This window comes from Rhizobium sp. BR 249, from assembly GCF_047445895.1.
GTDB lineage: Bacteria > Pseudomonadota > Alphaproteobacteria > Rhizobiales > Rhizobiaceae > Rhizobium.
The window spans coordinates 118,911-144,597 of record NZ_JARWKX010000015.1 but is presented as its reverse complement, the minus strand read 5'-3'; the positions used below and the strand labels follow the sequence as shown (position 1 = coordinate 144,597).

The following is a 25,687-nucleotide window of genomic DNA, read 5'->3' as shown; positions in this document are numbered from 1 at the left end:
AAATGGCAAAGAGTAAGTTTGAGCGCAACAAGCCGCACGTCAACATTGGCACGATCGGCCACGTTGACCACGGCAAGACGTCTCTGACGGCAGCGATCACGAAGTACTTCGGTGAGTTCAAGGCGTACGACCAGATCGACGCGGCTCCGGAAGAGAAGGCGCGCGGCATCACGATCTCGACGGCGCACGTCGAGTATGAGACGCCGAACCGCCACTACGCGCACGTCGACTGCCCCGGCCACGCCGACTATGTCAAGAACATGATCACCGGCGCAGCTCAGATGGACGGCGCGATCCTGGTTTGCTCGGCCGCTGACGGCCCGATGCCGCAGACGCGCGAACACATCCTGCTCGCCCGCCAGGTCGGCGTTCCGGCTATCGTCGTGTTCCTGAACAAGGTCGACCAGGTTGACGACGCCGAGCTTCTCGAACTCGTCGAGCTCGAAGTTCGYGAACTKCTGTCGTCCTACGACTTCCCGGGCGACGACATTCCGGTCGTCAAGGGTTCGGCTCTYGCCGCTCTCGAAGATTCGGACAAGAAGATCGGCGAAGACGCGATCCGCGAGCTGATGGCAGCGGTCGACGCCTACATCCCGACGCCTGAGCGTCCGGTTGACCAGCCGTTCCTGATGCCGATCGAAGACGTGTTCTCGATCTCTGGCCGCGGCACTGTCGTGACCGGCCGCGTCGAGCGTGGCATTGTCAAGGTCGGTGAAGAAGTCGAGATCGTCGGCATCCGTCCGACCTCGAAGACGACGGTGACCGGCGTTGAAATGTTCCGCAAGCTGCTCGACCAGGGCCAGGCCGGCGACAACATCGGCGCGCTGGTTCGCGGTGTGAACCGTGACGGCGTCGAGCGTGGCCAGATCCTGTGCAAGCCGGGCTCTGTCAAGCCGCACAAGAAGTTCATGGCYGAAGCCTACATCCTGACGAAGGAAGARGGYGGCCGTCATACGCCGTTCTTCACCAACTACCGTCCGCAGTTCTACTTCCGCACGACGGACGTTACSGGCATCGTAACGCTGCCGGAAGGCACGGAAATGGTTATGCCGGGCGACAACGTCACGGTTGCCGTCGAGCTGATCGTTCCGATCGCGATGGAAGAAAAGCTGCGCTTCGCCATCCGCGAAGGCGGCCGCACCGTCGGCGCCGGTATCGTCGCTTCGATCGTCGAGTAATTCGTTCGGCCGCTCCGGTGGGGCGGCCGATTCGATGACATTATTATGATGCAGGCGGCGCAAGCCGCTTGCTTATTACACAGAAATGTAGCAAATGGCGCGCGAGCGCGATTTGCGTACTGCTTTGGATGACGAAGCAGCGACTAAATAAACAATAAGGTGGGCTTGAAGGCCCTGAAGACTGGATAGGGAAGCCTCTCGGCGCCCTCTCGATCTTTGAAACCGGTGGTCCGCCTTAGGAAGAAAGAACAACCCGTGTCTTGTCCAGAGACATGTGGGAAACAAACACAAGGATAACGTCGAATGAACGGCCAAAATATCCGCATTCGCCTGAAGGCGTTCGATCACCGGATTCTCGATGCTTCTACGCGCGAGATCGTGTCGACGGCGAAGCGCACCGGTGCTAGCGTCCGGGGCCCCGTTCCGCTTCCGACCCGCATCGAGAAGTTTACGGTCAACCGGTCCCCGCATATCGACAAGAAGAGCCGCGAACAGTTCGAGATGCGCACGCATAAGCGCCTGCTCGACATCGTAGACCCGACACCGCAGACGGTAGACGCGCTGATGAAGCTCGATCTCGCCGCCGGTGTCGATGTTGAGATCAAGCTCTGAGCTTGCTCGAGCTGAGTTGGAAGGATTGAACCGATGCGTTCAGGTGTGATTGCACAGAAGGTGGGAATGACCCGCGTCTACAACGACGCCGGCGAGCATGTCCCGGTAACGGTACTGCGTATGGACGGCTGCCAGGTCGTTGCCACGCGCACTGTCGAAAAGAATGGCTATACCGCAGTTCAGCTCGGTGCCGGCCAGGCGAAGGTAAAGAACACGTCCAAGGCGATGCGCGGCAACTTTGCTGTCGCCAACGTCGAGCCGAAGGCCAAGTTGCAGGAATTCCGTGTTTCGGAAGACAACCTGCTCGAGATTGGCACGGAGCTCAAGGCGGGTCACTTTGCAGCCGGTCAGCTCGTCGACGTGACGGGCACGACGATCGGTAAGGGTTTTGCCGGCGCCATGAAGCGCCATGGTTTCGGCGGTTTGCGCGCAACGCACGGTGTTTCGGTTTCGCACCGTTCGCACGGTTCGACCGGCTCGCGCCAGGATCCGGGCAAGGTTTTCAAGAACAAGAAGATGGCTGGTCACATGGGCCAGACGCGCGTCACGACGCAGAACCTGGAAGTGGTTTCGACCGACGAAGATCGTGGTCTGATCCTGATCAAGGGTGCTGTTCCCGGTTCCAAGGGTGCCTGGATCATCGTGCGCGACGCCGTCAAGTCGGCCGCGAAGTAAGGGAGCCAGATCAATGGAATTGAACGTCAAGACCCTCGAGGGAAAAGACGCCGGGAAGGTTTCCCTTTCGGACGAGATTTTCGGCCTCGAGCCCCGCGAAGACATTCTTGCCCGCGTCATCCGCTGGCAGCTTGCCAAGAAGCAGCAGGGCACGCACAAGGCAAAGGGCCGCGCTGAAGTTTCGCGCACCGGCGCCAAGATGTACAAGCAGAAGGGTACGGGCCGCGCCCGCCACCATTCGGCTCGCGCTCCGCAGTTCCGCGGCGGCGGCAAGGCTCACGGCCCCGTCGTCCGCAGCCATGAGCACAACCTTCCCAAGAAGGTTCGCGCACTCGGCCTTCGCCACGCCCTTTCGGCCAAGATCAAGGCTGATGACGTCATCGTCATCGACAACCTGGTTGCCGCTGAAGCCAAGACCAAGGCTCTCGCGTCCGCATTCGAGACGCTCGGCCTGACCAACGCCCTCTTCATCGGCGGCGCAGAGCTCGACGGCAACTTCAAGCTCGCAGCTCAGAACATCCCGAATATCGATGTTCTGCCGATCCAGGGCATCAACGTTTACGACATCGTGCGCCGCGGCAAGCTCGTGCTTTCCAAGGCTGCGGTTGAAGCGCTAGAGGAGCGATTCAAGTGACCGATCTTCGCCACTACGATGTGATCGTCTCTCCGGCGATCACCGAAAAGTCCACGCTGGTATCCGAAAACAACCAGGTTGTTTTCAATGTCGCCAAGCAGGCGACGAAGCCGGAAATCAAGGCTGCTGTCGAGGCGCTGTTCGGCGTCAAGGTTACGGCCGTCAACACTCTGCTGCGCAAGGGCAAGACCAAGCGGTTCCGCGGTTTCGTCGGCAAGCAGAAGGACGTGAAGAAGGCTGTCGTGACGCTGGCTGAAGGCCAGACGATCGACGTCTCCACCGGTCTCTGAGGTATAAGAAAATGGCATTGAAAACATTCAATCCGATCACCCCGAGCCAGCGCCAGCTGGTCATCGTCGACCGTTCCGCCCTCTACAAGGGCAAGCCGGTGAAGGCGCTGACGGAAGGCCTGACCAAGAGCGGCGGTCGTAACAACCTCGGCCGCATCACCGCCCGCTTCATCGGCGGCGGTCACAAGCGCAGCTACCGTCTGGTCGACTTCAAGCGTCGTAAGTTCGACGTTGAAGGCACCGTCGAACGTATCGAATACGATCCGAACCGCACGGCTTTCATCGCTCTCGTGAGCTATGCCGACGGTGAGCAGGCCTACATCATCGCTCCGCAGCGTCTCGCTGCCGGCGACAAGGTCATCGCTTCGGAAAAGGCTGTCGACGTCAAGCCCGGCAACACCATGCCGCTGCAGTACATCCCGGTCGGCTCCATCATCCATAACGTGGAAATGAAGCCGGGCAAGGGCGGTCAGATCGCTCGCTCCGCCGGTTCCTATGCGCAGCTCGTGGGCCGTGACCAGGGCATGGCGATCCTTCGCCTGAACTCCGGTGAACAGCGTCTCGTAAGCGGCGTCTGCCTTGCTTCGATCGGCGCCGTCTCCAACCCGGACCACGCCAACATCAACGACGGCAAGGCCGGTCGTACCGTTTGGCGCGGCAAGCGTCCGCATAACCGCGGTGTCGTCATGAACCCGGTCGACCATCCGCACGGCGGTGGTGAAGGCCGTACCTCCGGTGGTCGCCATCCGGTGACACCTTGGGGTAAGCCGACCAAGGGCAAGCGTACTCGGTCGAACAAGTCGACCGACAAAATGATCATGCGCTCGCGTCATCAGCGTAAGAAGTAAGAGAGGAAGTCTCCAATGGCTCGTTCAGTATGGAAAGGTCCGTTCGTTGACGGCTATCTTCTCAAGAAGGCTGAGAAGGTTCGTGAAGGCGGACGTGCAGAAGTGATCAAGATCTGGAGCCGTCGCTCCACGATCCTGCCGCAGTTCGTCGGTCTTACCTTCGGCGTCTACAACGGCAGCAAACATGTTCCGGTCAGTGTCAATGAAGACATGGTCGGCCACAAATTCGGTGAATTCTCTCCGACCCGCACCTACTACGGTCACGGCGCGGACAAGAAGGCGAAGAGGAAGTAACAATGGGCAAGGCAAAAGCCGAACGCCGGCTGAAGGACAACGAGGCGCAAGCAGTCGCCCGCACGCTCCGCGTCAGCCCCCAGAAGCTCAACCTGGTTGCTGCGGCCATCCGCGGCAAGAAGGTCGAGCGTGCACTCGCTGAGCTGGAGTTCTCCCGCAAGCGCATCGCAGGCGCAGTCAAGAAGACGCTCGAATCTGCGATCGCCAACGCCGAGAACAACCACGATCTCGACGTCGACGCACTCGTCGTCGCCGAGGCCTATGTCGGCAAGTCGATCGTCATGAAGCGTTTCCACGCTCGTGGCCGCGGTCGTGCGTCGCGCATCGAAAAGCCCTTCGCGCACCTGACGATCGTCGTTCGTGAAGTGCAGGCAGCAGAGGAGGCCGCATAATGGGTCAGAAAATCAATCCGATCGGTTTCCGTCTCGGCATCAACCGTACCTGGGATAGCCGCTGGTTTGCGGACAATGCCGAGTATGGCCAGCTGCTGCACGAAGACCTGAAGATGCGCAAGTTCGTCATGAGCGAACTGAAGCAGGCCGGTATTTCCAAGGTGGTTATCGAGCGTCCGCATAAGAAGTGCCGCGTCACGATCCACTCGGCACGGCCGGGCCTGATTATCGGCCGCAAGGGCGCAGACATCGACAAGCTCCGCAAGAAGCTGTCGGACATGACGAATTCGGAAACGCATCTCAACATCGTTGAAGTGCGCAAGCCCGAAGTCGACGCAACGCTGGTCGCTCAGTCGATCGCTCAGCAGCTTGAGCGCCGTGTGGCTTTCCGCCGCGCCATGAAGCGCGCCGTTCAGTCCGCGATGCGTCTTGGTGCCGAAGGCATCAAGATCACCTGCGCCGGCCGTCTCGGCGGTGCTGAAATCGCCCGTACGGAATGGTACCGCGAAGGCCGTGTGCCGCTGCACACCCTGCGCGCCGACATCGACTACGGCACGGCCGAAGCAGAAACCGCATTCGGTATCTGCGGCATCAAGGTCTGGATCTTCAAGGGCGAAATCCTTGAGCACGATCCGATGGCTTCCGAACGTCGCGCGCTGGAAGGCGACGCACAGGGTCCGGCAAGCCGCGAACGCGACCGTGGCGATCGTCGCCGCGAACGCGACAACGCGTAATTAGCGCTGGCGAAAGATAAGCTCGGAGAAGTAAGAAAATGTTGCAGCCAAAGCGTACTAAGTACCGCAAGCAGTTCAAGGGCCGCATCAAGGGCGTCGCCAAGGGCGGTTCTGACCTGGCATTCGGCGAATTCGGCCTGAAGGCTCAGGAGCCCAACCGCGTCAATGCACGCGAGATCGAAGCGGCCCGCCGCGCGATCACGCGTTACATGAAGCGCGCCGGCCGTGTATGGATCCGCGTGTTCCCGGACGTTCCGGTAACCGCAAAGCCGACCGAAGTCCGCATGGGTAAAGGTAAGGGCTCCGTTGAGTACTGGGCATGCAAGGTCAAGCCCGGTCGTATGATGTTCGAGATCGACGGCGTCAGCGAAGAGATCGCCCGCGAGGCGCTTCGCCTCGGCTCTGCCAAGCTCTCGGTCAAGACGCGCTTCGTTCAGCGCATTGCAGAGTAAGGATTGAGCTCATGAAAGCCTCAGACGTTCGCGCGCTCAGCGCCGACCAACTCAAGGACGAGCTTGCCAAGCTGAAGAAGGAGCAGTTCAACCTGCGCTTCCAGAAGGCGACCGGCCAGCTCGAAAAGTCCTCGCGCATCAACGAAGTCCGCAAGGACATCGCCCGCGTGAAAACCATTGCCCGCCAGAAGGCGGCAGAAGTTAAGGCCTAAAGGAAGAAAAACATGCCGAAGCGCATCCTGCAGGGCGTCGTCGTTGGCGACAAGAACGAGAAGACGGTAGTGGTTCGCGTCGAGCGTCGTTTCGCTCACCCGCTGCTCCAGAAGACCGTTCGTCGTTCCAAGAAGTACAAGGCCCACGACGAAAACAACCAGTACAAGATCGGCGATACCGTTTCCATCGAGGAATGCGCGCCGATCTCCAAGGACAAGCGCTGGACGGTCATCGCCGCCCAGGGCAAGTAAACAGAATTTTGTGCGAGGCCTTGCGTCTCGCCGAAATATCTGTATGAAGCAGCGTCAGAACGCTCGAATGCCGGGCGTTCTTTTGCTTTGAGCGCACGGAAGGTCCCGTTCGGGAAACCACCCTGGCACGATCGACCCCGCGCTATTCAGCTATTGCCGTGTTTTACCTGCCGTTACGGCAGGCGGGCCGGCGAACATTTTCATAAGCCGGGGTAGGGGGCTTAGGCCCAACCATTCCGGTAAACCAAGAAGGCGACCTGATATGATTCAGATGCAAACAAACCTCGACGTCGCGGATAATTCCGGCGCACGTCGTGTCATGTGCATCAAGGTGCTGGGCGGCTCGAAGCGCAAGTATGCCTCGATCGGCGACGTCATCGTCGTTTCGATCAAGGAAGCGATCCCGCGCGGCCGCGTGAAGAAGGGTGACGTGATGAAGGCGGTTGTCGTTCGCACCGCCAAGGATATCCGTCGTCCGGATGGCTCCGTCATCCGCTTCGACACCAACGCAGCAGTCCTCATCGACAACAAGAAAGAGCCGATCGGCACCCGTATCTTCGGACCGGTTCCGCGCGAACTTCGCGCCAAGAACCACATGAAGATCATCTCGCTGGCTCCCGAAGTACTGTAAGGAGCGAAGCGATGCAGAAGATTCGTAAAGGCGACAAGGTCGTCATGCTCGCTGGCAAGGACAAGGGCCGTACCGGCGAAGTTGTTCAGGTCATGCCGAAGGAAGATCGTGCCGTCGTTCGCGGCGTCAACGTCGTGAAGCGCCATCAGCGCCAGACGCAGACCCAGGAAGCCGGCATCATCAACAAGGAAGCCCCGGTTCACCTGTCGAACATCGCAATCGTCGACAAGGACGGCAAGCCGACTCGCGTCGGTTTCAAGGTCGTTGACGGCAAGAAGGTCCGTGTGGCCAAGCGTTCTGGAGAAGTGATCGATGGCTGAGGCAAAATACGAGCCGCGGCTCAAGAAGGAATATGTCGAGCGCATCCGCAAGGCGATGCAGGAGAAGTTCTCCTACGCCAACGAGATGATGATCCCGAAGCTCGACAAGATCGTGATCAACATGGGCGTCGGTGAAGCGACCGCTGACTCGAAGAAGCCGACGGTTGCTGCCGCCGACCTCGCAGCGATCGCCGGTCAGAAGCCGGTCATCACCCGCGCACGCAACTCTATCGCTGGCTTCAAGGTCCGCGAAAACATGCCGATCGGCGCGAAGGTCACCCTGCGCGGCGCCCGCATGTACGAGTTCCTGGATCGCCTGGTCAACATCGCGCTCCCGCGCGTTCGCGACTTCCGCGGCCTGAACCCGAAGAGCTTTGACGGCCGTGGCAACTTCGCCATGGGCATCAAGGAGCACATTGTGTTCCCTGAAATCAACTACGACAAGGTTGATCAGATGTGGGGCATGGACATCATCGTTTGCACGACGGCGACGACCGACGACGAAGCACGGGCTCTCCTGAAAGAGTTCAGCTTCCCGTTCCGTCAATAACCGTAACGACGAGCGTAGAAAAGGAACCTGACATGGCGAAGACAAGCGCAGTTGAAAAGAACAAGCGCCGCCGTACTACGGTCGCCAACCAGGCCGCTAAGCGGGCTGCGTTGAAGGCGATCATCATGAACCAGGCTCTTCCGATCGAAGAGCGGTTCAAGGCCTCGATCAAGCTGGCATCCCTGCCGCGCGATGGATCGAAGACCCGCATTCGCAACCGTTGCGAAGTATCGGGCCGTCCGCGCGCATATTACCGCAAACTGCGCATGTCGCGTATTGCGCTGCGTGAACTGGGCAATCTCGGCAAGGTGCCGGGCATCGTCAAGTCGAGCTGGTAAGGAGCAGGTTAGATGACAATGACTGATCCGTTGGGCGATATGCTCACTCGCATCCGTAACGGCGCTTCCCGCCGCAAGTCGTCGGTCTCGACGCCTGCGTCCAAGCTCCGTGCGCGTGTTCTCGATGTTCTGCAGTCCGAAGGCTACATCCGTGGCTATTCCGTTGTCGATTTCGGCAATGGCAAGTCGGAGCTCAACATCGAGCTGAAATATTATGAAGGCGCGTCGGTGATCCGTGAGATCGGCCGCGTGTCCAAGCCGGGCCGCCGGGTTTATGTCTCGGTCAAGTCCATTCCGCAGGTCGCGAACGGTCTCGGCATCACCATCCTTTCGACTCCGAAGGGTGTGATGGCCGATCACCAGGCTCGTGAACAGAACGTTGGTGGCGAGGTTCTTTGCTCGGTCTTCTAAGATCGGGCAGGGATCTCCATAGCGAACAGACAGGATTGAAACATGTCTCGTATCGGTAAGAAGCCCGTTCAGGTGCCTGCTGGGATCACGGCTACGGTCGATGGCCAGAAGGTTACCGCAAAGGGCCCGAAGGGCGAGCTGTTTTTCGTCGCCAACGACGAAATCAGCCTCAAGCTCGAAAATAACGCGGTCGTCGTGACGCCGCTGAACCAGTCCAAGGATGCGCGTTCGAAGTGGGGCATGTCCCGCACGATGATCGAAGGCATCTTCAAGGGCGTCAAGGACGGTTACGAGCGCAAGCTCGAAATCAACGGCGTCGGTTATCGCGCCGCCATGCAGGGCAAGAACCTGCAGCTGGCTCTCGGTTTCAGCCATGACGTGGTCTATGAGCCGCCGGTCGGCATCTCGATTGCTGTTCCGAAGCCGACTGAAATCATCGTCAGCGGCATCAACAAGCAGCAGGTCGGTCAGGTCGCCGCCGAAATCCGCGAATATCGCGGTCCTGAGCCCTATAAGGGCAAGGGCGTCAAGTATGCTGACGAGCGCATCGTCCGCAAAGAAGGCAAGAAGAAGTAAGGATCACGCGAAATGGCTAGCAGGAAAGAAGCACTTGCACGTCGTGCCAACCGCGTGCGCCGTCATCTCAAGTCGGTGGCCAATGGCCGTCCGCGCCTGTCGGTTCATCGCTCCTCGAAGAACATCTACGCTCAGATCATCGATGATGTGGCCGGCAAGACGCTTGCGTCTGCCTCCACCCTCGAGAAGGATCTGCGCGGTTCTCTGAAGACCGGTGCCGATACCGCCGCCGCCGCCGTCGTAGGTAAGCTCGTCGCCGAGCGCGCCTCCAAGGCCGGTGTTACCGAAGTCGTGTTCGACCGTGGCGCCTTCATTTATCACGGCCGCATCAAGGCTCTCGCCGAAGCGGCCCGCGAAGGCGGTCTCACCTTCTGATCAGTTTCCGGCCGGACGCTCTTGCGCCGGCCGGATTTTCGCCGGACCGCGGGTACTTCTCTAAAGAAGGGGAGGCTCATGCGGTCCACATTCGTTTGCCGATTGCACCCGGAAAAGAAAAAGGAAGAGGACAATGGCACAGGAAAGAAGGCCGCAGCGGGAAGACCGCCAGAGCCGTGAAGAGCGCGATAGCGAATTCGTCGACAAGCTTGTCGCGATCAACCGCGTCGCCAAGGTCGTCAAGGGCGGCCGTCGTTTTGGTTTCGCAGCACTCGTCGTCGTCGGCGACCAGAAGGGCCGCGTCGGCTTCGGCCATGGCAAGGCGCGTGAAGTGCCGGAGGCCATCCGCAAGGCTACCGAAGCCGCAAAGCGCGAGCTGATCTTCGTACCGCTGCGTGACGGCCGTACGCTGCACCACGACGTCCATGGCCGCCATGGCGCCGGCAAGGTTCTGCTGCGCTCGGCCAAGGTCGGTACCGGCATCATCGCCGGCGGTCCGATGCGCGCCGTTTTCGAAACGCTCGGCATGCACGACGTCGTCGCCAAGTCGACCGGTTCGTCGAACCCTTACAACATGGTTCGCGCCACCTTCGACGCTCTGAAGCACCAGGTTCACCCGAAGGACATCGCAGCTCAGCGCGGCATCAAGTATGCAACGCTGCAGGCTCGTCGTAGCGCCTCCGGCAACGCCTCTGAAGAATAAGAGGAGCTGACCAATGGCCAAGGCTACCAAGAAGGCTGAAGCGAGGACTGTCACGATCGAACAGGTCGGCAGCCCGATTCGCCGTCCGGACGTCCAGCAGCGCACGCTGATCGGTCTCGGATTGAACAAGATGCACCGTCGCCGCACGCTGGAGGACACTCCTTCGGTTCGTGGCATGATCCGTGCTGTCCAGCATCTCGTTCGCATCGTCGACGAGAAGTGAGACGGAGGAAACGCTCATGAAACTCAATGAAATCAAGGACAACGAAGGTTCGACCCACAGCCGCAAGCGCCTCGGCCGCGGTATCGGTTCGGGCTCGGGCAAGACCGGTGGTCGCGGTGTCAAGGGTCAGAAGTCCCGTTCCGGCGTCGCCATCAACGGCTTCGAAGGCGGCCAGATGCCGATCTATCGTCGTCTGCCGAAGCGCGGCTTCAACAACATCTTCGCAGCCGACTACGTCGTCGTATCGCTGGCCCGTATCCAGGCTGCCGTCGATGCCGGCAAGCTGGACGTGAAGGCGACCGTTGACGCAGCTGCCCTCAAGGCCGCCGGCGTCATCCGTCGCGCCAAGGACGGCGTTCGCGTTCTCGCCGACGGCGAGCTCAAGGCCAAGATCACGCTCGAAGTTGCAGGCGCTTCCAAGTCTGCCGTCGAGAAGATCGAAAAGGCCGGCGGCAAGATAACGCTGCTTTCGGCTCCTGCAGCAGCCGAATAATAATAATCTGATGATATGTCGCCCGGGGTGCTTCACACCGGGCGATTTTGCTCCCATATGTGGGCCTCACAAAAACTTGGCTGGCGCGCCCGCGTCATGCCGGTAAGACTGGAAACAAGGGTGAGGCATGGGGTTGCGCTGCAATCCGTTCCAAGCCCGGTTTTGAATAATTTCATACTGATTCCGGGGCCGGCTATCCCCCAGAGACGCCGGAATTGGTAGCGCGGAGAAACGCATGGCTTCTGCAGCGGAACAATTGGCATCCAACCTCAATTTTTCGACCTTTGCCAAAGCCGAGGATCTGAAGAAGCGCCTGTGGTTCACACTGGCAGCTCTCCTCGTCTATAGGCTCGGCACCCATATTCCGCTTCCGGGTCTCAATCCCGAAGCCTATGCCCAGGCTTTCCGCGGCCAGGCAGGCGGCATTCTCGGCCTTTTCAACATGTTCTCGGGCGGCGCCGTTCAGCGCATGGCGATTTTCGCGCTCGGCATCATGCCCTACATCTCCGCTTCGATCATCGTGCAGCTCATGACCTCGGTCGTGCCGGCGCTCGAAAACCTGAAGAAGGAAGGCGAGCAGGGCCGCAAGATCATCAACCAGTACACCCGCTACGGCACCGTCATTCTCGGCGCGCTTCAGGCCTACGGCATCGCCGCCGGTCTCGAGAGCGGCCAGGGCCTCGTCGTCGATCCGGGCTGGTTCTTCCGTGTTTCCACCGTTCTGACGCTGCTCGGCGGCACGATGTTCCTGATGTGGCTCGGCGAGCAGATCACCTCGCGCGGCATCGGCAACGGTATTTCGCTGATCATCTTCGCCGGTATCGCAGCCGGTCTTCCGAGCGCTCTTGCCGGTACTCTCGAACTCGGCCGCACCGGCGCGCTGTCGACCACCCTCATCCTGCTCGTCATCATCGTCGCGATCGGCGTCATCGGTGTCATCGTCTTCGTGGAGCGAGCCCAGCGCCGGTTGCTGATCCAGTATCCGAAGCGTCAGGTCGGCAACCGCATGTTCCAGGGCGATACCTCGCACCTGCCGCTGAAACTGAACACCTCGGGCGTGATTCCAGCGATCTTTGCATCCTCGCTGCTGCTTCTGCCGGCGACGGTCGCAGGCTTTGCCAACACCACGGCTATGCCTGCCTGGGCGACGTCGATTGTTGCCGCCCTCGGCCATGGCCAGCCGCTCTACATGGTGCTGTATGCGGCGCTGATCGCCTTCTTCGCCTTCTTCTATACGGCCATCGTCTTCAATCCGAAGGACACGGCCGACAATCTGAAGAAGCATGGCGGCTTCATTCCCGGTATTCGTCCGGGTGAGCGCACCGCCGAGTATATCGACTACGTGCTGACCCGCATCACGGTCATCGGCGCGATCTATCTGGTCTTCGTCTGCATCCTTCCGGAGATTCTGGTGTCGCAAACCGGCATTCCATTATCCCTTGGTGGGACTTCGCTTTTGATCGTGGTTAGCGTAACTCTTGATACGGTTGCACAGATCCAGGGTCACCTGATCGCGCAGCAATACGAAGGCCTGATCAAGAAATCGAAGTTGCGTGGAGGAAAGAGGGGGCGATGAGACTTATCCTTTTGGGGCCGCCGGGTGCGGGTAAGGGAACCCAGGCCCAGCGGATCGTGGAAAAGCATGGCATTCCGCAGCTTTCCACGGGTGATATGCTGCGTGCGGCGGTGAACGCCGGTACCGAAGTCGGCAAGCGCGCCAAAGCGGTGATGGACGCCGGCAAGCTGGTCTCGGACGAGATCGTCATCGCCATCGTCTCCGAGCGAATCGATCAGCCTGATTGCGCCAACGGCTTCATTCTCGACGGCTTCCCCAGGACGCTCGTCCAGGCGGATGCCACCGAGGCAATGCTGAGGGCGAAGGGTCTCGGTCTCTCCGTCGTCATCGAATTCCGTGTCGATGATGCCGAACTGGTCCGTCGTGTTGCCGGCCGCTATTCCTGCGCACAGTGCGGCAGCGTCTATCATGACACCGACAAGGTTCCGGCCAATGAAGGTGTGTGCGACAAGTGCGGTTCCACCCACTTCAAGCGCCGCCCGGACGACACTCCGGAGACCATGACGGCCCGGCTGCAGGTCTATTACAAGGAGACCTCACCGCTGATCGGCTATTACCATGCCAAGGGCAAGCTCAAGTCCGTCGACGGCATGGCGGAGATCGATCAGGTGACCGCCGAGGTCGAAGGCATTCTTTCCAAGCTTTAAGGCTTTGAAAATAAAACTTGGCGGAACGGTTGCTTTTCAGCAGTGATTCCGCTAAACACCGCGCCAACTCGCGACATTCCATGCGATCGGCGCGGATTTCCCAGGGAAGTCCGGGTTCGGTCGTGTTGACATGTTGCGGACCTAAATTTGAACGGGCGGTTCTCAAGGACCGCATAACGAAGCCCACTTGCCGGATGGCAACTGGAATGCAAGGAGAACAGGCGTGGCACGTATCGCTGGCGTCAACATCCCGACTGCAAAGCGCGTTGTCATCGCGCTGACCTACATTCACGGGATCGGTCCGAAATTCGCACAGGAAATCGTCGAGAAGGTCGGTATTCCGGCTGAACGTCGTGTGCATCAGCTGACGGACGCTGAAGTCCTTCAGATCCGCGAAGCCATCGACCGCGACTATCAGGTCGAGGGTGATCTTCGTCGCGAAACCGCGATGAACATCAAGCGCCTGATGGACCTCGGCTGCTACCGCGGCCTGCGTCATCGCCGCGGTCTTCCGGTCCGCGGTCAGCGCACGCACACCAATGCCCGCACCCGCAAGGGTCCGGCAAAGGCAATCGCTGGCAAGAAGAAGTAATTTCCGGGAAACCGGAGTGGGGAGGCTGGCGGTCCGCGCCGGCCTCTTTTGAGTTTGGAGCGGGGCCGTATAGGCGCCGTTCCGGTGTAGCCGCTGGCATTACGGCGGTGAAGAGATCAACGAAAGGAATACCATGGCTAAGGAAGCCGTCCGCGTTCGCCGTCGCGAGCGCAAGAATATCTCGTCGGGTGTCGCTCACGTCAACTCGACCTTCAACAACACGATGATCACCATCACTGATGCGCAGGGCAATGCGATTGCCTGGTCGTCGGCTGGCGCCAAGGGCTTCAAGGGCTCGCGCAAGTCGACCCCGTTCGCTGCCCAGATCGCTGCCGAAGACTGCGCCAAGAAGGCCCAGGAACACGGCATGAAGTCGCTGGAAGTCGAAGTCTGCGGTCCGGGTTCGGGCCGTGAATCGGCTCTGCGCGCGCTCCAGGCTGCCGGTTTCATGATCACGTCCATCCGCGACGTGACCCCGATCCCGCACAATGGCTGCCGTCCGCGCAAGAAGCGCCGCGTCTGATCATCGCTCTCGTCACCGGTGAGCGCCTTCGCGCTCCCGGTGGTTTTCAAGCTCGGTTGCCACGATTGGATGGTGGCAACGAACGGAAGGCAAACTCATGATTCAGAAGAACTGGCAGGAACTGATCAAGCCGAACAAGGTGGAGTTCTCTTCGAGCTCGCGCACCAGGGCGACGCTCGTTGCCGAACCGCTGGAGCGCGGCTTCGGCCTCACCCTCGGCAACGCGCTGCGTCGCGTTCTGCTCTCCTCGCTGCGCGGTGCTGCCGTCACGGCGGTGCAGATCGACGGCGTGCTGCATGAATTCTCCTCGATTCCGGGCGTTCGCGAGGACGTGACGGACATCGTGCTCAACATCAAGGAAATCGCCATCAAGATGGATGGCGACGACGCAAAACGCATGGTCGTGCGCAAGCAGGGCCCGGGCGTTGTCACGGCTGGCGACATCCAGACGGTCGGCGATATCGAAATCCTCAACCCCGAGCATGTCATCTGCACGCTCGACGAGGGCGCCGAAATCCGCATGGAGTTCACCGTCAACAACGGCAAGGGCTACGTTCCGGCCGAGCGCAATCGTGCGGAAGATGCTCCGATCGGTCTCATCCCGGTCGACAGCCTCTATTCGCCGGTCAAGAAGGTGTCCTACAAGGTTGAAAACACCCGCGAAGGACAGGTTCTCGACTACGACAAGCTGAACATGACCATCGAAACCGATGGCTCGATCACCGGCGAAGACGCCGTCGCTTTCGCGGCGCGCATCCTCCAGGATCAGCTTGGCGTCTTCGTCAACTTCGACGAGCCGCAGAAGGAAACCGAGGAGGAAGCAGTCACCGAACTCGCTTTCAACCCGGCTCTCCTCAAGAAGGTGGACGAACTCGAACTGTCGGTCCGTTCGGCAAACTGCCTGAAGAACGACAACATCGTCTATATCGGCGACCTCATTCAGAAGACCGAAGCAGAAATGCTCCGCACACCGAATTTTGGTCGCAAGTCGCTGAACGAAATCAAGGAAGTTCTCGCTTCCATGGGCCTGCACCTCGGCATGGAAGTGCCGGCATGGCCGCCCGAGAACATCGAAGATCTCGCCAAGCGTTACGAAGACCAGTACTGAGCGGCGTGAGGAAAAGTGTAAAGCGGTTTTCCGCCCGCACGCCGATCGCAAGAACATAACAAAAGGCAGGCTCTTTCGGCTGCCTTTCCCCGTCAAACAGCAGGCCGATCGCCTGCATGTGCCAGGAAACGGCAGGCCCACTTAACGTAAGGGCACCTGCATTAAAGGAGAATAGCAATGCGCCATGGTAAAGCCGGCCGCAAGCTGAATAGAACTGCAAGCCACCGCAAGGCGATGTTCGCCAACATGGCGGCTTCGCTCATCACCCACGAGCAGATCGTCACGACCCTGCCGAAGGCCAAGGAAATCCGCCCGATCGTCGAGAAGCTCGTCACGCTCGGTAAGCGCGGCGACCTGCACGCTCGCCGTCAGGCGATCTCGCAGATTCGTGATGCCGCTGTCGTTTCGAAGCTGTTCGACACGATCGCAACGCGCTATGCCACCCGCAACGGCGGCTACCTGCGCATCATGAAGGCCGGCTTCCGCCAGGGCGACAATGCCGCTTTGGCCGTGATCGAATTCGTTGATCGCGACACCTACGCCAAGGGCGCAGCCGACAAGGCCCGCGTGGCTGCCGAAGAGCAGGCCGTCGCTGCCTAAGATTTTCCGGTTTCGGAAAATAAGAAAGCCGGGCCTTGCGCCCGGCTTTTTATTTATGCCCGCCTTTTGAAGAGTGAGCAGCCCCATGATCGACCACATGACCGTCGCGGTAAGTGATTTGTCGAAGAGCAAGCTCTTCTATGAAAAAGCGTTTCTACCATTGGGTTACAGGCTTGCTTTCGGTAAGGAGAATGTCTTCTGGGCCTTCGATATCGGCAATGGCTGCCTGTTCGAGATCCAGCAGGCGGAAAGTCCGCCGCCTTTGACCCGCATTCACGTCGCCTTTAGGGCGCGCAGCAAGGCGGAGGTCGATGCCTTTCATCACGCCGCACTCGATGCCGGCGCCGGGATAACGGTGGCCCCGGCCCACGCCCGGAATATGCTCCCGATTATTACGCCTGCTTCGTGCTTGATCCCGATGGCTACAATATCGAGGCAATGATCAACGACCAGGCAGTCGGAACGTGAGAGGCGCCTTTGTAAATCTGCCCGGGTGCACGCAAGTCCGGCGTTTCGCAGTCCTGCTGCTCATCATCGTTTCCGGTTTGACGCTCAGACGCTTCGGCTATGCAGCCGATCTGCCCTTCCTCGTCGTTAAATATGGCGGGTCGCTGCTTTGGGGAGCCATGGTCTATTTCCTGCTGGCACTTGCCGTTACATCTCGCACAGCAAGAATGCCGTCCGCAGGAATCGCTGCCCTGGCGCTGGCTGTCGCCATCTGCGTTGAATTTTTCCGGCTCTACCACACACCCTGGCTCGATACATTTCGATTAACGACTGCCGGAGCCTTGCTGCTTGGGCGAGTATTCTCGCTCTGGAATATCTTGGCATACGCCATCGGCATAGCGGTGGCCTTTGCCTTTGACCCTGCGCATCGCCAATCATCGCCTTCGCGGCGTGGATCATCACGAAGCTGATGATTCCACGGCGCGGCCACGTAGCCGCCCCTGGCTCTTCTTCCGGCTGCGGGCAATCGGCCGGTAGGAACGGTAGAGGATGAGCGCAACGATCAGCCCGACATAGATATATTGTTCGAGATCGAGGATCTTGGTCGACAGCGCGAAGTGCAGCGCCCCGCAGGCGGCGATGATGTAGACCAGGCGATGCAGCCAGGTCCAGTTCTTGCCGAGGCGGCGGATGGAGAAATTGTTGGATGTCGCAGCCAGCGGCGCGAGCATTGCGAGCCCCGCCATGCCGAACATGATGAAGGGGCGCTTCAGCACGTCGTTGATGACGGCCTGGATATCCATTGCCTGGTCGAGCACCATGTAGACGGTGAAATGCATCAGCGCGTAGTAGAAGGTCAACAGGCCGAGCGCGCGGCGATAGCGCAGATAGTTCCAGCCGAAAAGCTCGCGGGCAGGGGAGACGGCCAGCGTGAGTATCAGAAAACGGATCGTCCAGATACCGAGGAAGAGCTCGAAGGTCTTGACCGGATCGGCGCCGAGCTGATCGGTCGCGCCGAGGTAAAAGGTCCAGGCAGCCGGCACGAGCCCCACGACATACAGCAGCCAGACGGAGGCGGGCTGCCAGCGCTTGGGGATGGCGAGCGACAGTTCCGACATCAGAAATTCGCCTTCAGATCCATGCCGGCATAGAGGCTTGCCACCTCGTCGGCATAGCCGTTGAAGGGCAGGGTGGGGTGGCGGCTGGCGCCGAAGAAGCCGCTTTCGCCGATGCGCCGTTCGGTGGCCTGGCTCCAGCGCGGATGATCGACGGCCGGGTTGACGTTGGCGTAAAAGCCGTATTCCTGCGGGTTGGTCACCTGCCAGGTGTTCTTCGGCTGCTGGTCGGTGAGCGTGATCCTGACGATCGATTTGATGCCCTTGAAGCCGTATTTCCATGGCACGACGAGGCGGATCGGCGCGCCGTTCTGGTTCGGCAGGGTTTCGCCATAGAGCCCGACGGCAAGCAGCGTCAGCGGATGGCGCGCCTCGTCCAGGCGCAGGCCCTCGACATAGGGCCAGTCGAGCGACTGGAATAAACCCTTCTGCCCTGGCATTTCCTCCGGCCGCACGACGGTTTCGAAGGCGACATATTTGGCGCTGCCGAGCGGTTCCACCTTGTCGAGCAGCGATGCCAGCGGAAAGCCGTCCCAGGGAATGACCATCGACCAGGCCTCGACGCAGCGCATCCGATAGGTGCGTTCCTCGATCGGGAATTCCTTCATCAGCGCCTCGACGTCGAAGGTGCCAGGCTTGTTGACCATGCCGTCGATCTTGACCGTCCAGGGCAACGGTTTGAAATCGCCGGAAAGAGCGGCGGGATCGCCCTTGTCGAGGCCGAATTCATAGAAATTGTTGTAGGTCGTCACGTCCTTGAGCGGCGTCGCTTTCTCATCAACCTTGTACTTGCTCTCGACGGCGGAAAGTGCTGCCGCGCTCGCCTTGCCTGCGCCGTAGAGCGCCATGGCGCCAAGCGTTGCAGCACCCAGGAATTCGCGGCGGCGCATATAGACCTGGCGCGGCGTGATTTCCGATGAAGCGATCTTCGGTGGGCGATAAGTCGGCATGTCAAAACCTCCTGGGCGGCTTTCCGACTATAGTCCTTAAACGAAGCGCCCGCATGTTCGGATCAATCTCTATGCCTTGAATACCATCGACGGGAAGCCAATTTTTTGTGTACGCCTGTGATGGAATAGGCTGTAACAAAACGTCTCGTCGAACCGTATATGATCGATGCGCGTCGTATCTCTTCCTCCGGTGGCGTACCGGATTTGACCTTCCCGGTAGTGACAGCCCCCGTCGATTGGATTAGGACAATTCCAAACAGCAGCGATCGCCTGGCCGCAAGCTCCAAAGCTGCCCGCTTCGCCTGATATTTCCGACACGTCGAGGACGATACCGATGCCAGCTTACCGTTCCAGAACCACGACCCACGGCCGCAACATGGCGGGCGCGCGCGGCCTTTGGCGCGCCACGGGCATGAAGGATTCGGATTTCGGCAAGCCGATCATCGCCGTGGTGAATTCCTTCACCCAGTTCGTGCCCGGCCACGTGCATCTGAAGGATCTCGGCCAGCTCGTCGCCCGCGAAATCGAGGCTGCCGGCGGCGTCGCCAAGGAATTCAACACGATAGCCGTCGACGATGGCATCGCCATGGGCCATGACGGCATGCTCTATTCGCTGCCCTCGCGCGAGCTCATCGCCGACAGCGTCGAATACATGGTCAATGCCCATTGCGCCGATGCCATGGTCTGCATCTCCAACTGCGACAAGATCACCCCCGGCATGCTGATGGCGTCGCTGCGTCTCAACATCCCCACGGTTTTCGTCTCGGGCGGCCCGATGGAGGCCGGCAAGGTCGTGCTGCACGGCAAGACACATGCCCTCGATCTCGTCGATGCCATGGTCGCCGCAGCCGACGACAAGATCTCCGATGAAGACGTCAAGGTCATCGAGCGCTCGGCCTGTCCGACCTGCGGTTCGTGCTCCGGCATGTTTACCGCGAACTCCATGAACTGCCTGACCGAAGCGCTCGGCCTCTCGCTGCCCGGCAACGGCTCGACGCTCGCCACTCATGCGGACCGCAAGCGCCTGTTCGTCGAGGCCGGTCACCTGATCGTCGATCTCGCCCGCCGTTATTACGAGCAGGACGACGTCAAGGCGCTGCCGCGCACCATCGCCTCCAAGCAGGCCTTCGAGAATGCCATGGCGCTCGATATCGCCATGGGCGGTTCCACCAATACCGTCCTGCACATCCTTGCCGCCGCCCATGAAGGCGAGGTCGATTTCACCATGACCGATATCGACGCGCTGTCGCGCCGTGTGCCATGCCTGTCGAAGGTCGCGCCCGCCAAGAGCGATGTGCATATGGAAGACGTCCATCGCGCCGGCGGCATCATGTCGATCCTGGGCGAACTCGACAAAGGCGGCCTGCTGAACCGCGATTGCCCGACCGTCCACGCCGAGACGCTTGGCGATGCGATCGATCGCTGGGACATCACCCGCACCAGCAGCGACACTGTCCGCAACTTTTATCGTGCTGCCCCCGGCGGCATCCCGACCCAGGTCGCCTTCAGCCAGGAGGCCCGCTGGGACGAGCTCGACACGGATCGCCAGAACGGCGTCATCCGTTCGGTCGAGCATCCCTTCTCCAAGGACGGCGGCCTTGCCGTGCTCAAGGGCAATCTTGCGATCGACGGCTGCATCGTCAAGACGGCCGGCGTCGATGAATCGATCCTGAAATTCTCCGGCCCCGCCCGCGTCTTCGAAAGCCAGGACGCGTCGGTCAAGGCGATCCTCGCCAATGAGATCAAGGCCGGCGACGTCGTCGTCATCCGCTACGAAGGCCCGAAGGGCGGCCCGGGCATGCAGGAAATGCTGTATCCGACGAGCTATCTGAAGTCGAAGGGCCTCGGCAAGGCTTGCGCTCTCATCACCGATGGCCGTTTCTCCGGCGGCACCTCCGGCCTCTCGATCGGCCACGTCTCGCCGGAAGCGGCCAACGGCGGCACGATCGGCCTGGTGCGCGAAGGCGACATGATCGATATCGATATCCCGAACCGCACGATCAGCCTGCGAGTCGACGAAGCCGCACTCGCCGCCCGCCGCGCCGAGCAGGACGGCAAGGGCTGGCAGCCTACGGAAGTCCGCAAGCGCAACGTCACGACCGCGCTGAAGGCCTATGCCGCCTTCGCAACCAGCGCCGACCGCGGTGCCGTGCGCGATCTGAACGCCCGCTGATTAGTCTCGAACTACGACCCGCTGACGAGTAATTTCAGATCGGCCAATTTCAAACATTTGGCCGATTTTTGCTGTGCGACCATACGGCTCTGCGCCGTATCGCCCGCACCATGCTTGATCGCCTCAGGTGGTGGCGGCCGCTCGCTTTATAGATGCATGACAAACCGAAGCTTTACGGTTGTTCGTCTAGATTCTTCTGCTACTAGTCCGATCAAGCCTCGGTCAAAGATGGGAAGTGCATTGCTGGTAGACGCAATTGTTTTCGCTCATAGTGGGCGCGCAGAATATCTACGCGGCGTTCTGGCGCAAGCGAAGAAAAGCAATCCCACGACCCGAGTTGTCCTATTGGGCGATGAGAAAAATCGCGATTTGGCCGGCCCCGCCGAGTTTTTCCTGCTGAGCCAGTACCAACATGATCTGGACCGGCTGCGCGCCTGCTACGTCCATAAGTCTTCAAACACTTTCGAATTCGAGTTTTCTGCCATCGCCCGGTGGCTGGCGGTAACAAATTTCTGTCGGACACAAGGTTTTGGTCGAATTTTCAATGCCGACACAGACGTGCTGATTTATTCCGATTTGTCGAAAGTGGCAGCCGATCTGCCCCTCTCGCCGATCGCAGCCTATGGGAACGGATCCGGTCACGCGTCCTACTGGTCGGTTGATGCCCTCGAAGCGTTGCGCGACCTTATCTTCAAAGTTTACGAAGATAGAAACAGCCGGGAGTTCGAAGAGATTTCTGGCGTTTACGAGTCGTGCGCAGGAATGGATGGCGGCATCAGTGATATGTACCTCATCCAGATGCTTTGCCGTTCCGTGCCTTGGTTCGACCTCACGACTGTAATCAACGGTGCGACGTTCGATTTCAATTTCAGCTTTCCAAGTAATGGTCAGGCGAACTTCCTGATGCGTGGCGGAGAAAAGGCCATCACCTGGAAAAGCGGCCTGCCGTTCGGTCACGCCGAGGATGGCGAAATCCGTATGCATACGCTCCATATGCAGGGAGGAGCGAAGCGCTCGATCGACAGAATTCTGCTTAATAGACCAAGCTGGGGGATGAAGCCTTTAGCAACGCTTTTTCAACGCCTGAGGTAAGAAGGGCTCGACCTTACGACCCGCCTTAAAAGTCAGCTGCTCTGCCAACCGGTCGCTTTCAAAGCGGCCGGTTGATGTTTTTATAGGTCTCGCCGAGCTGTTTCATCCGCTCGTCATAGGCGGCCTTCAGGCAGGCGGCATCCGCTCCGCATTCCTGCCGCTTCTTTAGCCAAGCCGTTTGCTCGTCTTGCAATGTTCCGCGTGAGCCCATGGCCAGCAGGCCGGAGAGCAGCTCGAAGGTGGTTGCCATCCTGACGTCGGCATCATTGAGCGCGCGGTTGTCGCAGATTGCCTTTTCGTCCGGCTTCAATTCCTTCTGATCGCAATCGAAGCTGGCCGCCGCGGCCATATCAGATGCAGAAATCAGGATTGCCAAACCAAAGGCCGCCGTCATCGCTCTTGTCGTCATCATTCATATGTCCCTGTTGCCGTCGTTCAGGCCAGCTTGCGCAGTGCCAGAGCCAGGAAGATGATGCAGGTGAGCCAGACGGCAAGGATGAAGATCAGTCCGGCTCGGCCGGAGGGGCGCTCGATGCGTCTTGCGGCTTCCTCCCGTAGTTCGCGCATGACATCGGCGGGAACGAGGCGTGTCGCCAGCAGGATGCCTAGCGGAACGATCAGGAGATCGTCGAGATAGCCGAGCACGGGAATGAAATCGGGGATCAGATCGACGGGTGACAGCGCATAGGCAGCAACGGCGCCGGCCACCGCTTTCGCATACCAGGGCACACGGCGGTCTCGGGCTGCAAGCCACAGCGCAACGACGTCACGCTTCAGTGACTTCGCCCAGATTTTGGCTTTTGATATCAGTTGCATGGCCAATCTTACTGAATCAAATTCGCAGCGGCTTCAAGACATTCCTTTGCCTTATTCTTCCATGCTTCCGCCCTCTTTCCTTTCTAGCGTCGGACGCTACAACGTTGCTCAAGAGGATTCAAAAGGGATACCCATGCAAGGCCTGTTCAAGCGCGCTTCCGTCTCGCTGTTCGCACTCATGCTCGTTCTGCCGGCTGCCGTTCATGCGCAGACGGCGAAGACCGTGCCGGAGAGCCAGATGCAGATGCAGCTCTCCTTCGCGCCGCTCGTCAAACAGACGTCGGGCGCCGTCGTCAATGTCTATGCGGAGAAGATCGTCCAGCGACAGTCGCCCTTTGCCGGCGATCCCTTCTTCGAGCAGTTTTTCGGCCAGCAGATGCCGAACCGCTCCGAGAAGCAGTCTTCGCTCGGTTCCGGCGTGATCGTCGAGGCGAACGGCACCGTGGTGACCAACAATCACGTCATAGAAGGCGCCGACGACATCAAGGTGGCGCTGTCGGATGGGCGCGAATTCCCCTGCAAGGTGGTGTTGCGCGATGACCGTGTCGATCTCGCCGTGCTGAAGATCGATACCAAGGAAAGCTTTCCGACACTGCCGATCGCCAATTCCGACACCGTCGAAGTCGGCGATCTCGTTCTGGCCATCGGCAATCCCTTCGGTGTCGGCCAGACGGTGACGAGTGGTATCGTTTCGGCGCTTGCCCGTAACCAGGTGGTCAAGAACGAGTTCGGCTTCTTCATCCAGACCGACGCGTCGATCAATCCCGGCAATTCCGGCGGCGCGCTGATGAACATGAAGGGCGAACTGATCGGCATCAACACCGCGATCTTCTCGCGCGGCGGCGGCTCGAACGGCATCGGCTTCGCCATCCCCGCCAATCTGGTCAAAGTGTTTCTCGCTTCCGCCGATGCCGGCGTCAAATCCTTCGAGCGGCCCTATGTCGGCGCGAGTTTCGATGCCGTGACGTCGGAAGTCGCCGAAGCTCTCGGGTTAAACAAGGCCCGTGGCGCGCTGGTGATCAAGGTCTCCGATGGCGGGCCGGCGGCGAAAGCCGGGCTCAAGGCGGGCGAAATCGTCACCGCCGTCAACGGCATCTCGGTCGAACATCCCGATGCATTGCTGTATCGCCTGACGACGGCCGGCCTCGGCCAGTCGGTCAATCTTACCGTCATCGAGAACGGTCGCGAGCAGCAGCTGTCGCTGGCGCTTGCCCGTGCGCCGGAAACCTCGCCGCGCGACCAGCGCACGATTGGCGGCCACACGCCGTTTACGGGCGCCGTCGTCGAGAACCTGTCGCCGCGTGTCGCCGACGAGTTGCGCATGCCGTCGGAATCGGCCGGCGTCGTCGTTTCCGATGTCAAAGAGGATTCACCGGCGGCCCGTCTCGGCTTCGAGCCCAAGGATATCATCGTCTCGATCAACGGCACGGAAGTGAAATCGACCAGCGAGCTGTCCGAGATCGCCGATAGCGACCCCGGCCTCTGGCGGGTGGAGATCGAGCGCGACGGCCAGCGGATCAGGCAGTTTTTCCGATGAGCAATGATCTCTTCGCGCCGCGTATTCCGGAGGAGGTCGCCGCCAGGCGGCCGCTTGCCGACAGGCTGCGGCCGAAGACGCTCGCCGATGTCACCGGCCAGCAACATCTGACCGGTGAGGACGGCGTGCTGAAGCGCATGATCGAAAGCGGTTCGCTCGGCTCGATGATCTTCTGGGGCCCGCCCGGCACCGGCAAGACGACGGTGGCCCGGCTGTTGTCGGGCGAGGCTGGGCTGGCCTTTGAGCAGATATCGGCGATCTTTTCCGGTGTTGCCGACCTCAAGAAGGTGTTCGAGGCCGCCCGCCTGCGCCGCATGGATGGCCGTCAGACGCTGTTGTTCGTCGACGAGATCCATCGTTTCAACCGCGCCCAGCAGGACAGTTTCCTGCCTGTCATGGAGGATGGCACCGTCATCCTCGTCGGCGCCACTACCGAGAACCCGTCCTTCGAGCTCAACGCCGCTCTGCTGTCGCGCGCCCGGGTGCTGACCTTCAAGTCGCATGAAGAGGAGAGCCTCGAGGAGCTGCTGAAGCGCGCCGAAGCGATCGAGCAGAAGCCGTTGCCGCTGACGGAAGAGGCCCGCGCCAGCCTGATCCGCATGGCCGATGGTGACGGCCGCGCCGTGCTGACGCTCGCCGAAGAGGTCTGGCGCGCGGCGCGCGAGGGCGAGACCTTCGACACCGAAGGGTTGACACGCATCGTCCAGAGGCGCGCACCGGTCTATGACAAGGCGCAGGACGGTCACTACAATCTGATTTCGGCGCTGCATAAATCCGTCCGCGGTTCGGACCCGGATGCCGCTCTCTATTATCTCGCCCGCATGTTCGATGCCGGCGAAGATCCGCTCTATCTCGGCCGGCGGCTGGTGCGCATGGCGGTGGAGGATATCGGCCTTGCCGATCCGCAGGCGCTGGTGATCTGCAACGCCGCCAAGGATGCCTACGAGTACCTCGGCTCGCCGGAAGGCGAACTGGCGCTCGCCCAGGCCTGCGTCTATCTCGCCACCGCACCGAAATCGAATGCCGTCTACACGGCCTTCAAGGCTGCAAGCCAGGCCGCAAAGCAGAACGGCTCGCTGCTGCCGCCGAAGCATATCCTCAATGCGCCGACGAAATTGATGAAGGGCGAGGGTTACGGCGAGGGCTATCGCTACGATCACGACGAGCCGGATGCTTTTTCAGGCCAGGATTATTTTCCGGAGAAGATGGGCCGGCAGACCTTTTACGATCCGCCGGAGCGCGGCTTCGAGCGGGATATCCGCAAGCGGCTGGAATGGTGGGCAAAACTGCGAAAAGAGCGAAATCCCCGCTGATGCGT

General features: G+C 60.2%; 37 protein-coding genes and 1 pseudogene. 34 read left to right on the top strand and 4 right to left on the bottom strand.

Annotation, left to right across the window (positions count from 1 at the left end):
• Positions 1-2 precede the first annotated feature (2 nt).
• From tuf to QD408_RS15875, 30 genes and pseudogenes are all read left to right on the top strand, one after another.
• Complete coding sequence (gene tuf / locus QD408_RS16020) at positions 3-1,178, top strand: elongation factor Tu (protein ID WP_088685483.1); 1,176 nt, start codon at positions 3-5, stop codon at positions 1,176-1,178.
• 303 nt (positions 1,179-1,481) lie between these two features.
• The gene (gene rpsJ, locus QD408_RS16015) at positions 1,482-1,790 is read left to right on the top strand and encodes a 30S ribosomal protein S10 (protein WP_003547547.1); all 309 of its coding nucleotides are present in this window, start codon (positions 1,482-1,484) and stop codon (positions 1,788-1,790) included.
• A gap of 33 nt (positions 1,791-1,823) precedes the next feature.
• A complete protein-coding gene (gene rplC, locus QD408_RS16010; protein WP_008521348.1) occupies positions 1,824-2,465 on the top strand; it encodes a 50S ribosomal protein L3 in 642 nt (213 codons plus the stop codon).
• A gap of 13 nt (positions 2,466-2,478) precedes the next feature.
• A complete protein-coding gene (rplD, locus tag QD408_RS16005) occupies positions 2,479-3,099 on the top strand; it encodes a 50S ribosomal protein L4 (protein ID WP_414139986.1) in 621 nt (206 codons plus the stop codon).
• Positions 3,096-3,389 carry a 50S ribosomal protein L23 gene (locus tag QD408_RS16000; protein WP_003547550.1) on the top strand — a complete coding sequence of 98 codons (294 nt, stop codon included), beginning with the start codon at positions 3,096-3,098 and terminating at the stop codon, positions 3,387-3,389. Before rplD ends, QD408_RS16000 begins: the two co-directional genes overlap by 4 nt.
• 11 nt (positions 3,390-3,400) lie before the next feature.
• Positions 3,401-4,237: a 50S ribosomal protein L2 gene (rplB, locus tag QD408_RS15995; protein WP_088685491.1), complete on the top strand. Its 837-nt coding sequence runs from the start codon at positions 3,401-3,403 to the stop codon at positions 4,235-4,237.
• 15 nt (positions 4,238-4,252) lie between these two features.
• A complete protein-coding gene (gene rpsS / locus QD408_RS15990) occupies positions 4,253-4,531 on the top strand; it encodes a 30S ribosomal protein S19 (protein ID WP_007531666.1) in 279 nt (92 codons plus the stop codon).
• A 2-nt stretch (positions 4,532-4,533) separates the two neighbouring features.
• A complete protein-coding gene (rplV, locus tag QD408_RS15985) occupies positions 4,534-4,923 on the top strand; it encodes a 50S ribosomal protein L22 (RefSeq protein WP_004674922.1) in 390 nt (129 codons plus the stop codon).
• Positions 4,923-5,657 (top strand): 30S ribosomal protein S3, encoded by a 735-nt coding sequence (gene rpsC / locus QD408_RS15980; RefSeq protein WP_003573793.1) that lies wholly within the window; start codon positions 4,923-4,925, stop codon positions 5,655-5,657. Before rplV ends, rpsC begins: the two co-directional genes overlap by 1 nt.
• Positions 5,658-5,695: 38 nt before the next feature.
• Positions 5,696-6,109 carry a 50S ribosomal protein L16 gene (gene rplP, locus QD408_RS15975; protein WP_003573792.1) on the top strand — a complete coding sequence of 138 codons (414 nt, stop codon included), beginning with the start codon at positions 5,696-5,698 and terminating at the stop codon, positions 6,107-6,109.
• Positions 6,110-6,120: 11 nt separating this feature from the next.
• Positions 6,121-6,321, top strand: coding sequence for a 50S ribosomal protein L29 (gene rpmC / locus QD408_RS15970; RefSeq protein WP_008521335.1), 201 nt, complete (start codon positions 6,121-6,123; stop codon positions 6,319-6,321).
• A gap of 12 nt (positions 6,322-6,333) precedes the next feature.
• Positions 6,334-6,573, top strand: a complete 240-nt coding sequence (rpsQ, locus tag QD408_RS15965) for a 30S ribosomal protein S17 (RefSeq protein ID WP_004674926.1) — start codon at positions 6,334-6,336, stop codon at positions 6,571-6,573.
• Between the two features lie 262 nt (positions 6,574-6,835).
• A complete protein-coding gene (gene rplN / locus QD408_RS15960; RefSeq protein ID WP_003573790.1) occupies positions 6,836-7,204 on the top strand; it encodes a 50S ribosomal protein L14 in 369 nt (122 codons plus the stop codon).
• An 11-nt stretch (positions 7,205-7,215) separates the two neighbouring features.
• Positions 7,216-7,524, top strand: coding sequence for a 50S ribosomal protein L24 (rplX, locus tag QD408_RS15955; protein ID WP_004674929.1), 309 nt, complete (start codon positions 7,216-7,218; stop codon positions 7,522-7,524).
• The gene (gene rplE, locus QD408_RS15950; RefSeq protein WP_004674930.1) at positions 7,517-8,074 is read left to right on the top strand and encodes a 50S ribosomal protein L5; all 558 of its coding nucleotides are present in this window, start codon (positions 7,517-7,519) and stop codon (positions 8,072-8,074) included. Before rplX ends, rplE begins: the two co-directional genes overlap by 8 nt.
• A 32-nt stretch (positions 8,075-8,106) precedes the next feature.
• The gene (gene rpsN, locus QD408_RS15945; protein ID WP_003573787.1) at positions 8,107-8,412 is read left to right on the top strand and encodes a 30S ribosomal protein S14; all 306 of its coding nucleotides are present in this window, start codon (positions 8,107-8,109) and stop codon (positions 8,410-8,412) included.
• 12 nt (positions 8,413-8,424) lie between these two features.
• Entirely contained in the window at positions 8,425-8,823 is a 399-nt protein-coding gene (gene rpsH / locus QD408_RS15940; RefSeq protein WP_004674934.1) for a 30S ribosomal protein S8, read from the top strand.
• 42 nt (positions 8,824-8,865) lie between these two features.
• A complete protein-coding gene (gene rplF / locus QD408_RS15935; protein ID WP_088397046.1) occupies positions 8,866-9,399 on the top strand; it encodes a 50S ribosomal protein L6 in 534 nt (177 codons plus the stop codon).
• 12 nt (positions 9,400-9,411) lie between these two features.
• Positions 9,412-9,774, top strand: a complete 363-nt coding sequence (gene rplR, locus QD408_RS15930; protein WP_088685492.1) for a 50S ribosomal protein L18 — start codon at positions 9,412-9,414, stop codon at positions 9,772-9,774.
• A gap of 133 nt (positions 9,775-9,907) precedes the next feature.
• Positions 9,908-10,477 carry a 30S ribosomal protein S5 gene (gene rpsE, locus QD408_RS15925; RefSeq protein WP_003573784.1) on the top strand — a complete coding sequence of 190 codons (570 nt, stop codon included), beginning with the start codon at positions 9,908-9,910 and terminating at the stop codon, positions 10,475-10,477.
• 13 nt (positions 10,478-10,490) lie between these two features.
• Positions 10,491-10,700 (top strand): 50S ribosomal protein L30, encoded by a 210-nt coding sequence (rpmD, locus tag QD408_RS15920; RefSeq protein WP_414139985.1) that lies wholly within the window; start codon positions 10,491-10,493, stop codon positions 10,698-10,700.
• A gap of 16 nt (positions 10,701-10,716) precedes the next feature.
• A complete protein-coding gene (rplO, locus tag QD408_RS15915; RefSeq protein ID WP_088685494.1) occupies positions 10,717-11,193 on the top strand; it encodes a 50S ribosomal protein L15 in 477 nt (158 codons plus the stop codon).
• Between the two features lie 235 nt (positions 11,194-11,428).
• The gene (gene secY / locus QD408_RS15910) at positions 11,429-12,769 is read left to right on the top strand and encodes a preprotein translocase subunit SecY (protein WP_088685495.1); all 1,341 of its coding nucleotides are present in this window, start codon (positions 11,429-11,431) and stop codon (positions 12,767-12,769) included.
• Positions 12,766-13,416, top strand: a complete 651-nt coding sequence (locus tag QD408_RS15905; RefSeq protein ID WP_088685496.1) for an adenylate kinase — start codon at positions 12,766-12,768, stop codon at positions 13,414-13,416. The genes secY and QD408_RS15905 overlap by 4 nt, the downstream gene beginning before the upstream one ends.
• Before the next feature lie 223 nt (positions 13,417-13,639).
• Positions 13,640-14,008 carry a 30S ribosomal protein S13 gene (rpsM, locus tag QD408_RS15900; RefSeq protein WP_008521297.1) on the top strand — a complete coding sequence of 123 codons (369 nt, stop codon included), beginning with the start codon at positions 13,640-13,642 and terminating at the stop codon, positions 14,006-14,008.
• 133 nt (positions 14,009-14,141) lie between these two features.
• Positions 14,142-14,531, top strand: coding sequence for a 30S ribosomal protein S11 (gene rpsK, locus QD408_RS15895; RefSeq protein WP_003547577.1), 390 nt, complete (start codon positions 14,142-14,144; stop codon positions 14,529-14,531).
• 97 nt (positions 14,532-14,628) lie between these two features.
• The gene (locus QD408_RS15890; RefSeq protein ID WP_003547579.1) at positions 14,629-15,639 is read left to right on the top strand and encodes a DNA-directed RNA polymerase subunit alpha; all 1,011 of its coding nucleotides are present in this window, start codon (positions 14,629-14,631) and stop codon (positions 15,637-15,639) included.
• 177 nt (positions 15,640-15,816) lie between these two features.
• Positions 15,817-16,239, top strand: coding sequence for a 50S ribosomal protein L17 (gene rplQ, locus QD408_RS15885; RefSeq protein ID WP_088685497.1), 423 nt, complete (start codon positions 15,817-15,819; stop codon positions 16,237-16,239).
• Between the two features lie 85 nt (positions 16,240-16,324).
• Positions 16,325-16,707, top strand: a pseudogene (locus tag QD408_RS15880) (VOC family protein).
• On the top strand, positions 16,704-17,156 hold the full coding sequence (locus QD408_RS15875; RefSeq protein WP_414139984.1) for a DUF2809 domain-containing protein: 453 nt from the start codon (positions 16,704-16,706) through the stop codon (positions 17,154-17,156). The pseudogene QD408_RS15880 and the gene QD408_RS15875 overlap by 4 nt, the downstream one beginning before the upstream one ends.
• Here the strand turns inward: QD408_RS15875 and msrQ are convergent.
• On the bottom strand, positions 17,145-17,804 hold the full coding sequence (gene msrQ / locus QD408_RS15870) for a protein-methionine-sulfoxide reductase heme-binding subunit MsrQ (protein ID WP_414139983.1): 660 nt from the start codon (positions 17,802-17,804) through the stop codon (positions 17,145-17,147). The genes QD408_RS15875 and msrQ overlap by 12 nt on opposite strands.
• On the bottom strand, positions 17,804-18,751 hold the full coding sequence (gene msrP / locus QD408_RS15865) for a protein-methionine-sulfoxide reductase catalytic subunit MsrP (RefSeq protein ID WP_414139982.1): 948 nt from the start codon (positions 18,749-18,751) through the stop codon (positions 17,804-17,806). Before msrP ends, msrQ begins: the two co-directional genes overlap by 1 nt.
• Positions 18,752-19,085: 334 nt before the next feature.
• On the opposite strand from msrP, the gene ilvD reads away from it, so the two are divergent.
• Both ilvD and QD408_RS15855 read left to right on the top strand, forming a co-directional pair.
• On the top strand, positions 19,086-20,924 hold the full coding sequence (ilvD, locus tag QD408_RS15860; RefSeq protein ID WP_414139981.1) for a dihydroxy-acid dehydratase: 1,839 nt from the start codon (positions 19,086-19,088) through the stop codon (positions 20,922-20,924).
• 240 nt (positions 20,925-21,164) lie between these two features.
• Positions 21,165-22,016 carry a hypothetical protein gene (locus tag QD408_RS15855; protein WP_414139980.1) on the top strand — a complete coding sequence of 284 codons (852 nt, stop codon included), beginning with the start codon at positions 21,165-21,167 and terminating at the stop codon, positions 22,014-22,016.
• Between the two features lie 58 nt (positions 22,017-22,074).
• On the opposite strand, the gene QD408_RS15850 is transcribed toward QD408_RS15855, so the two are convergent.
• Together QD408_RS15850 and QD408_RS15845 are read right to left on the bottom strand one after the other, a co-directional pair.
• Complete coding sequence (locus tag QD408_RS15850; protein ID WP_414139979.1) at positions 22,075-22,428, bottom strand: lysozyme inhibitor LprI family protein; 354 nt, start codon at positions 22,426-22,428, stop codon at positions 22,075-22,077.
• A 23-nt stretch (positions 22,429-22,451) separates the two neighbouring features.
• Positions 22,452-22,832 carry a YkvA family protein gene (locus tag QD408_RS15845; RefSeq protein ID WP_414139978.1) on the bottom strand — a complete coding sequence of 127 codons (381 nt, stop codon included), beginning with the start codon at positions 22,830-22,832 and terminating at the stop codon, positions 22,452-22,454.
• A gap of 133 nt (positions 22,833-22,965) precedes the next feature.
• On the opposite strand from QD408_RS15845, the gene QD408_RS15840 reads away from it, so the two are divergent.
• Both QD408_RS15840 and QD408_RS15835 read left to right on the top strand, forming a co-directional pair.
• On the top strand, positions 22,966-24,369 hold the full coding sequence (locus QD408_RS15840) for a DegQ family serine endoprotease (protein ID WP_414139977.1): 1,404 nt from the start codon (positions 22,966-22,968) through the stop codon (positions 24,367-24,369).
• Positions 24,366-25,682 (top strand): replication-associated recombination protein A, encoded by a 1,317-nt coding sequence (locus tag QD408_RS15835; RefSeq protein WP_414139976.1) that lies wholly within the window; start codon positions 24,366-24,368, stop codon positions 25,680-25,682. Before QD408_RS15840 ends, QD408_RS15835 begins: the two co-directional genes overlap by 4 nt.
• Positions 25,683-25,687: the final 5 nt, after the last annotated feature.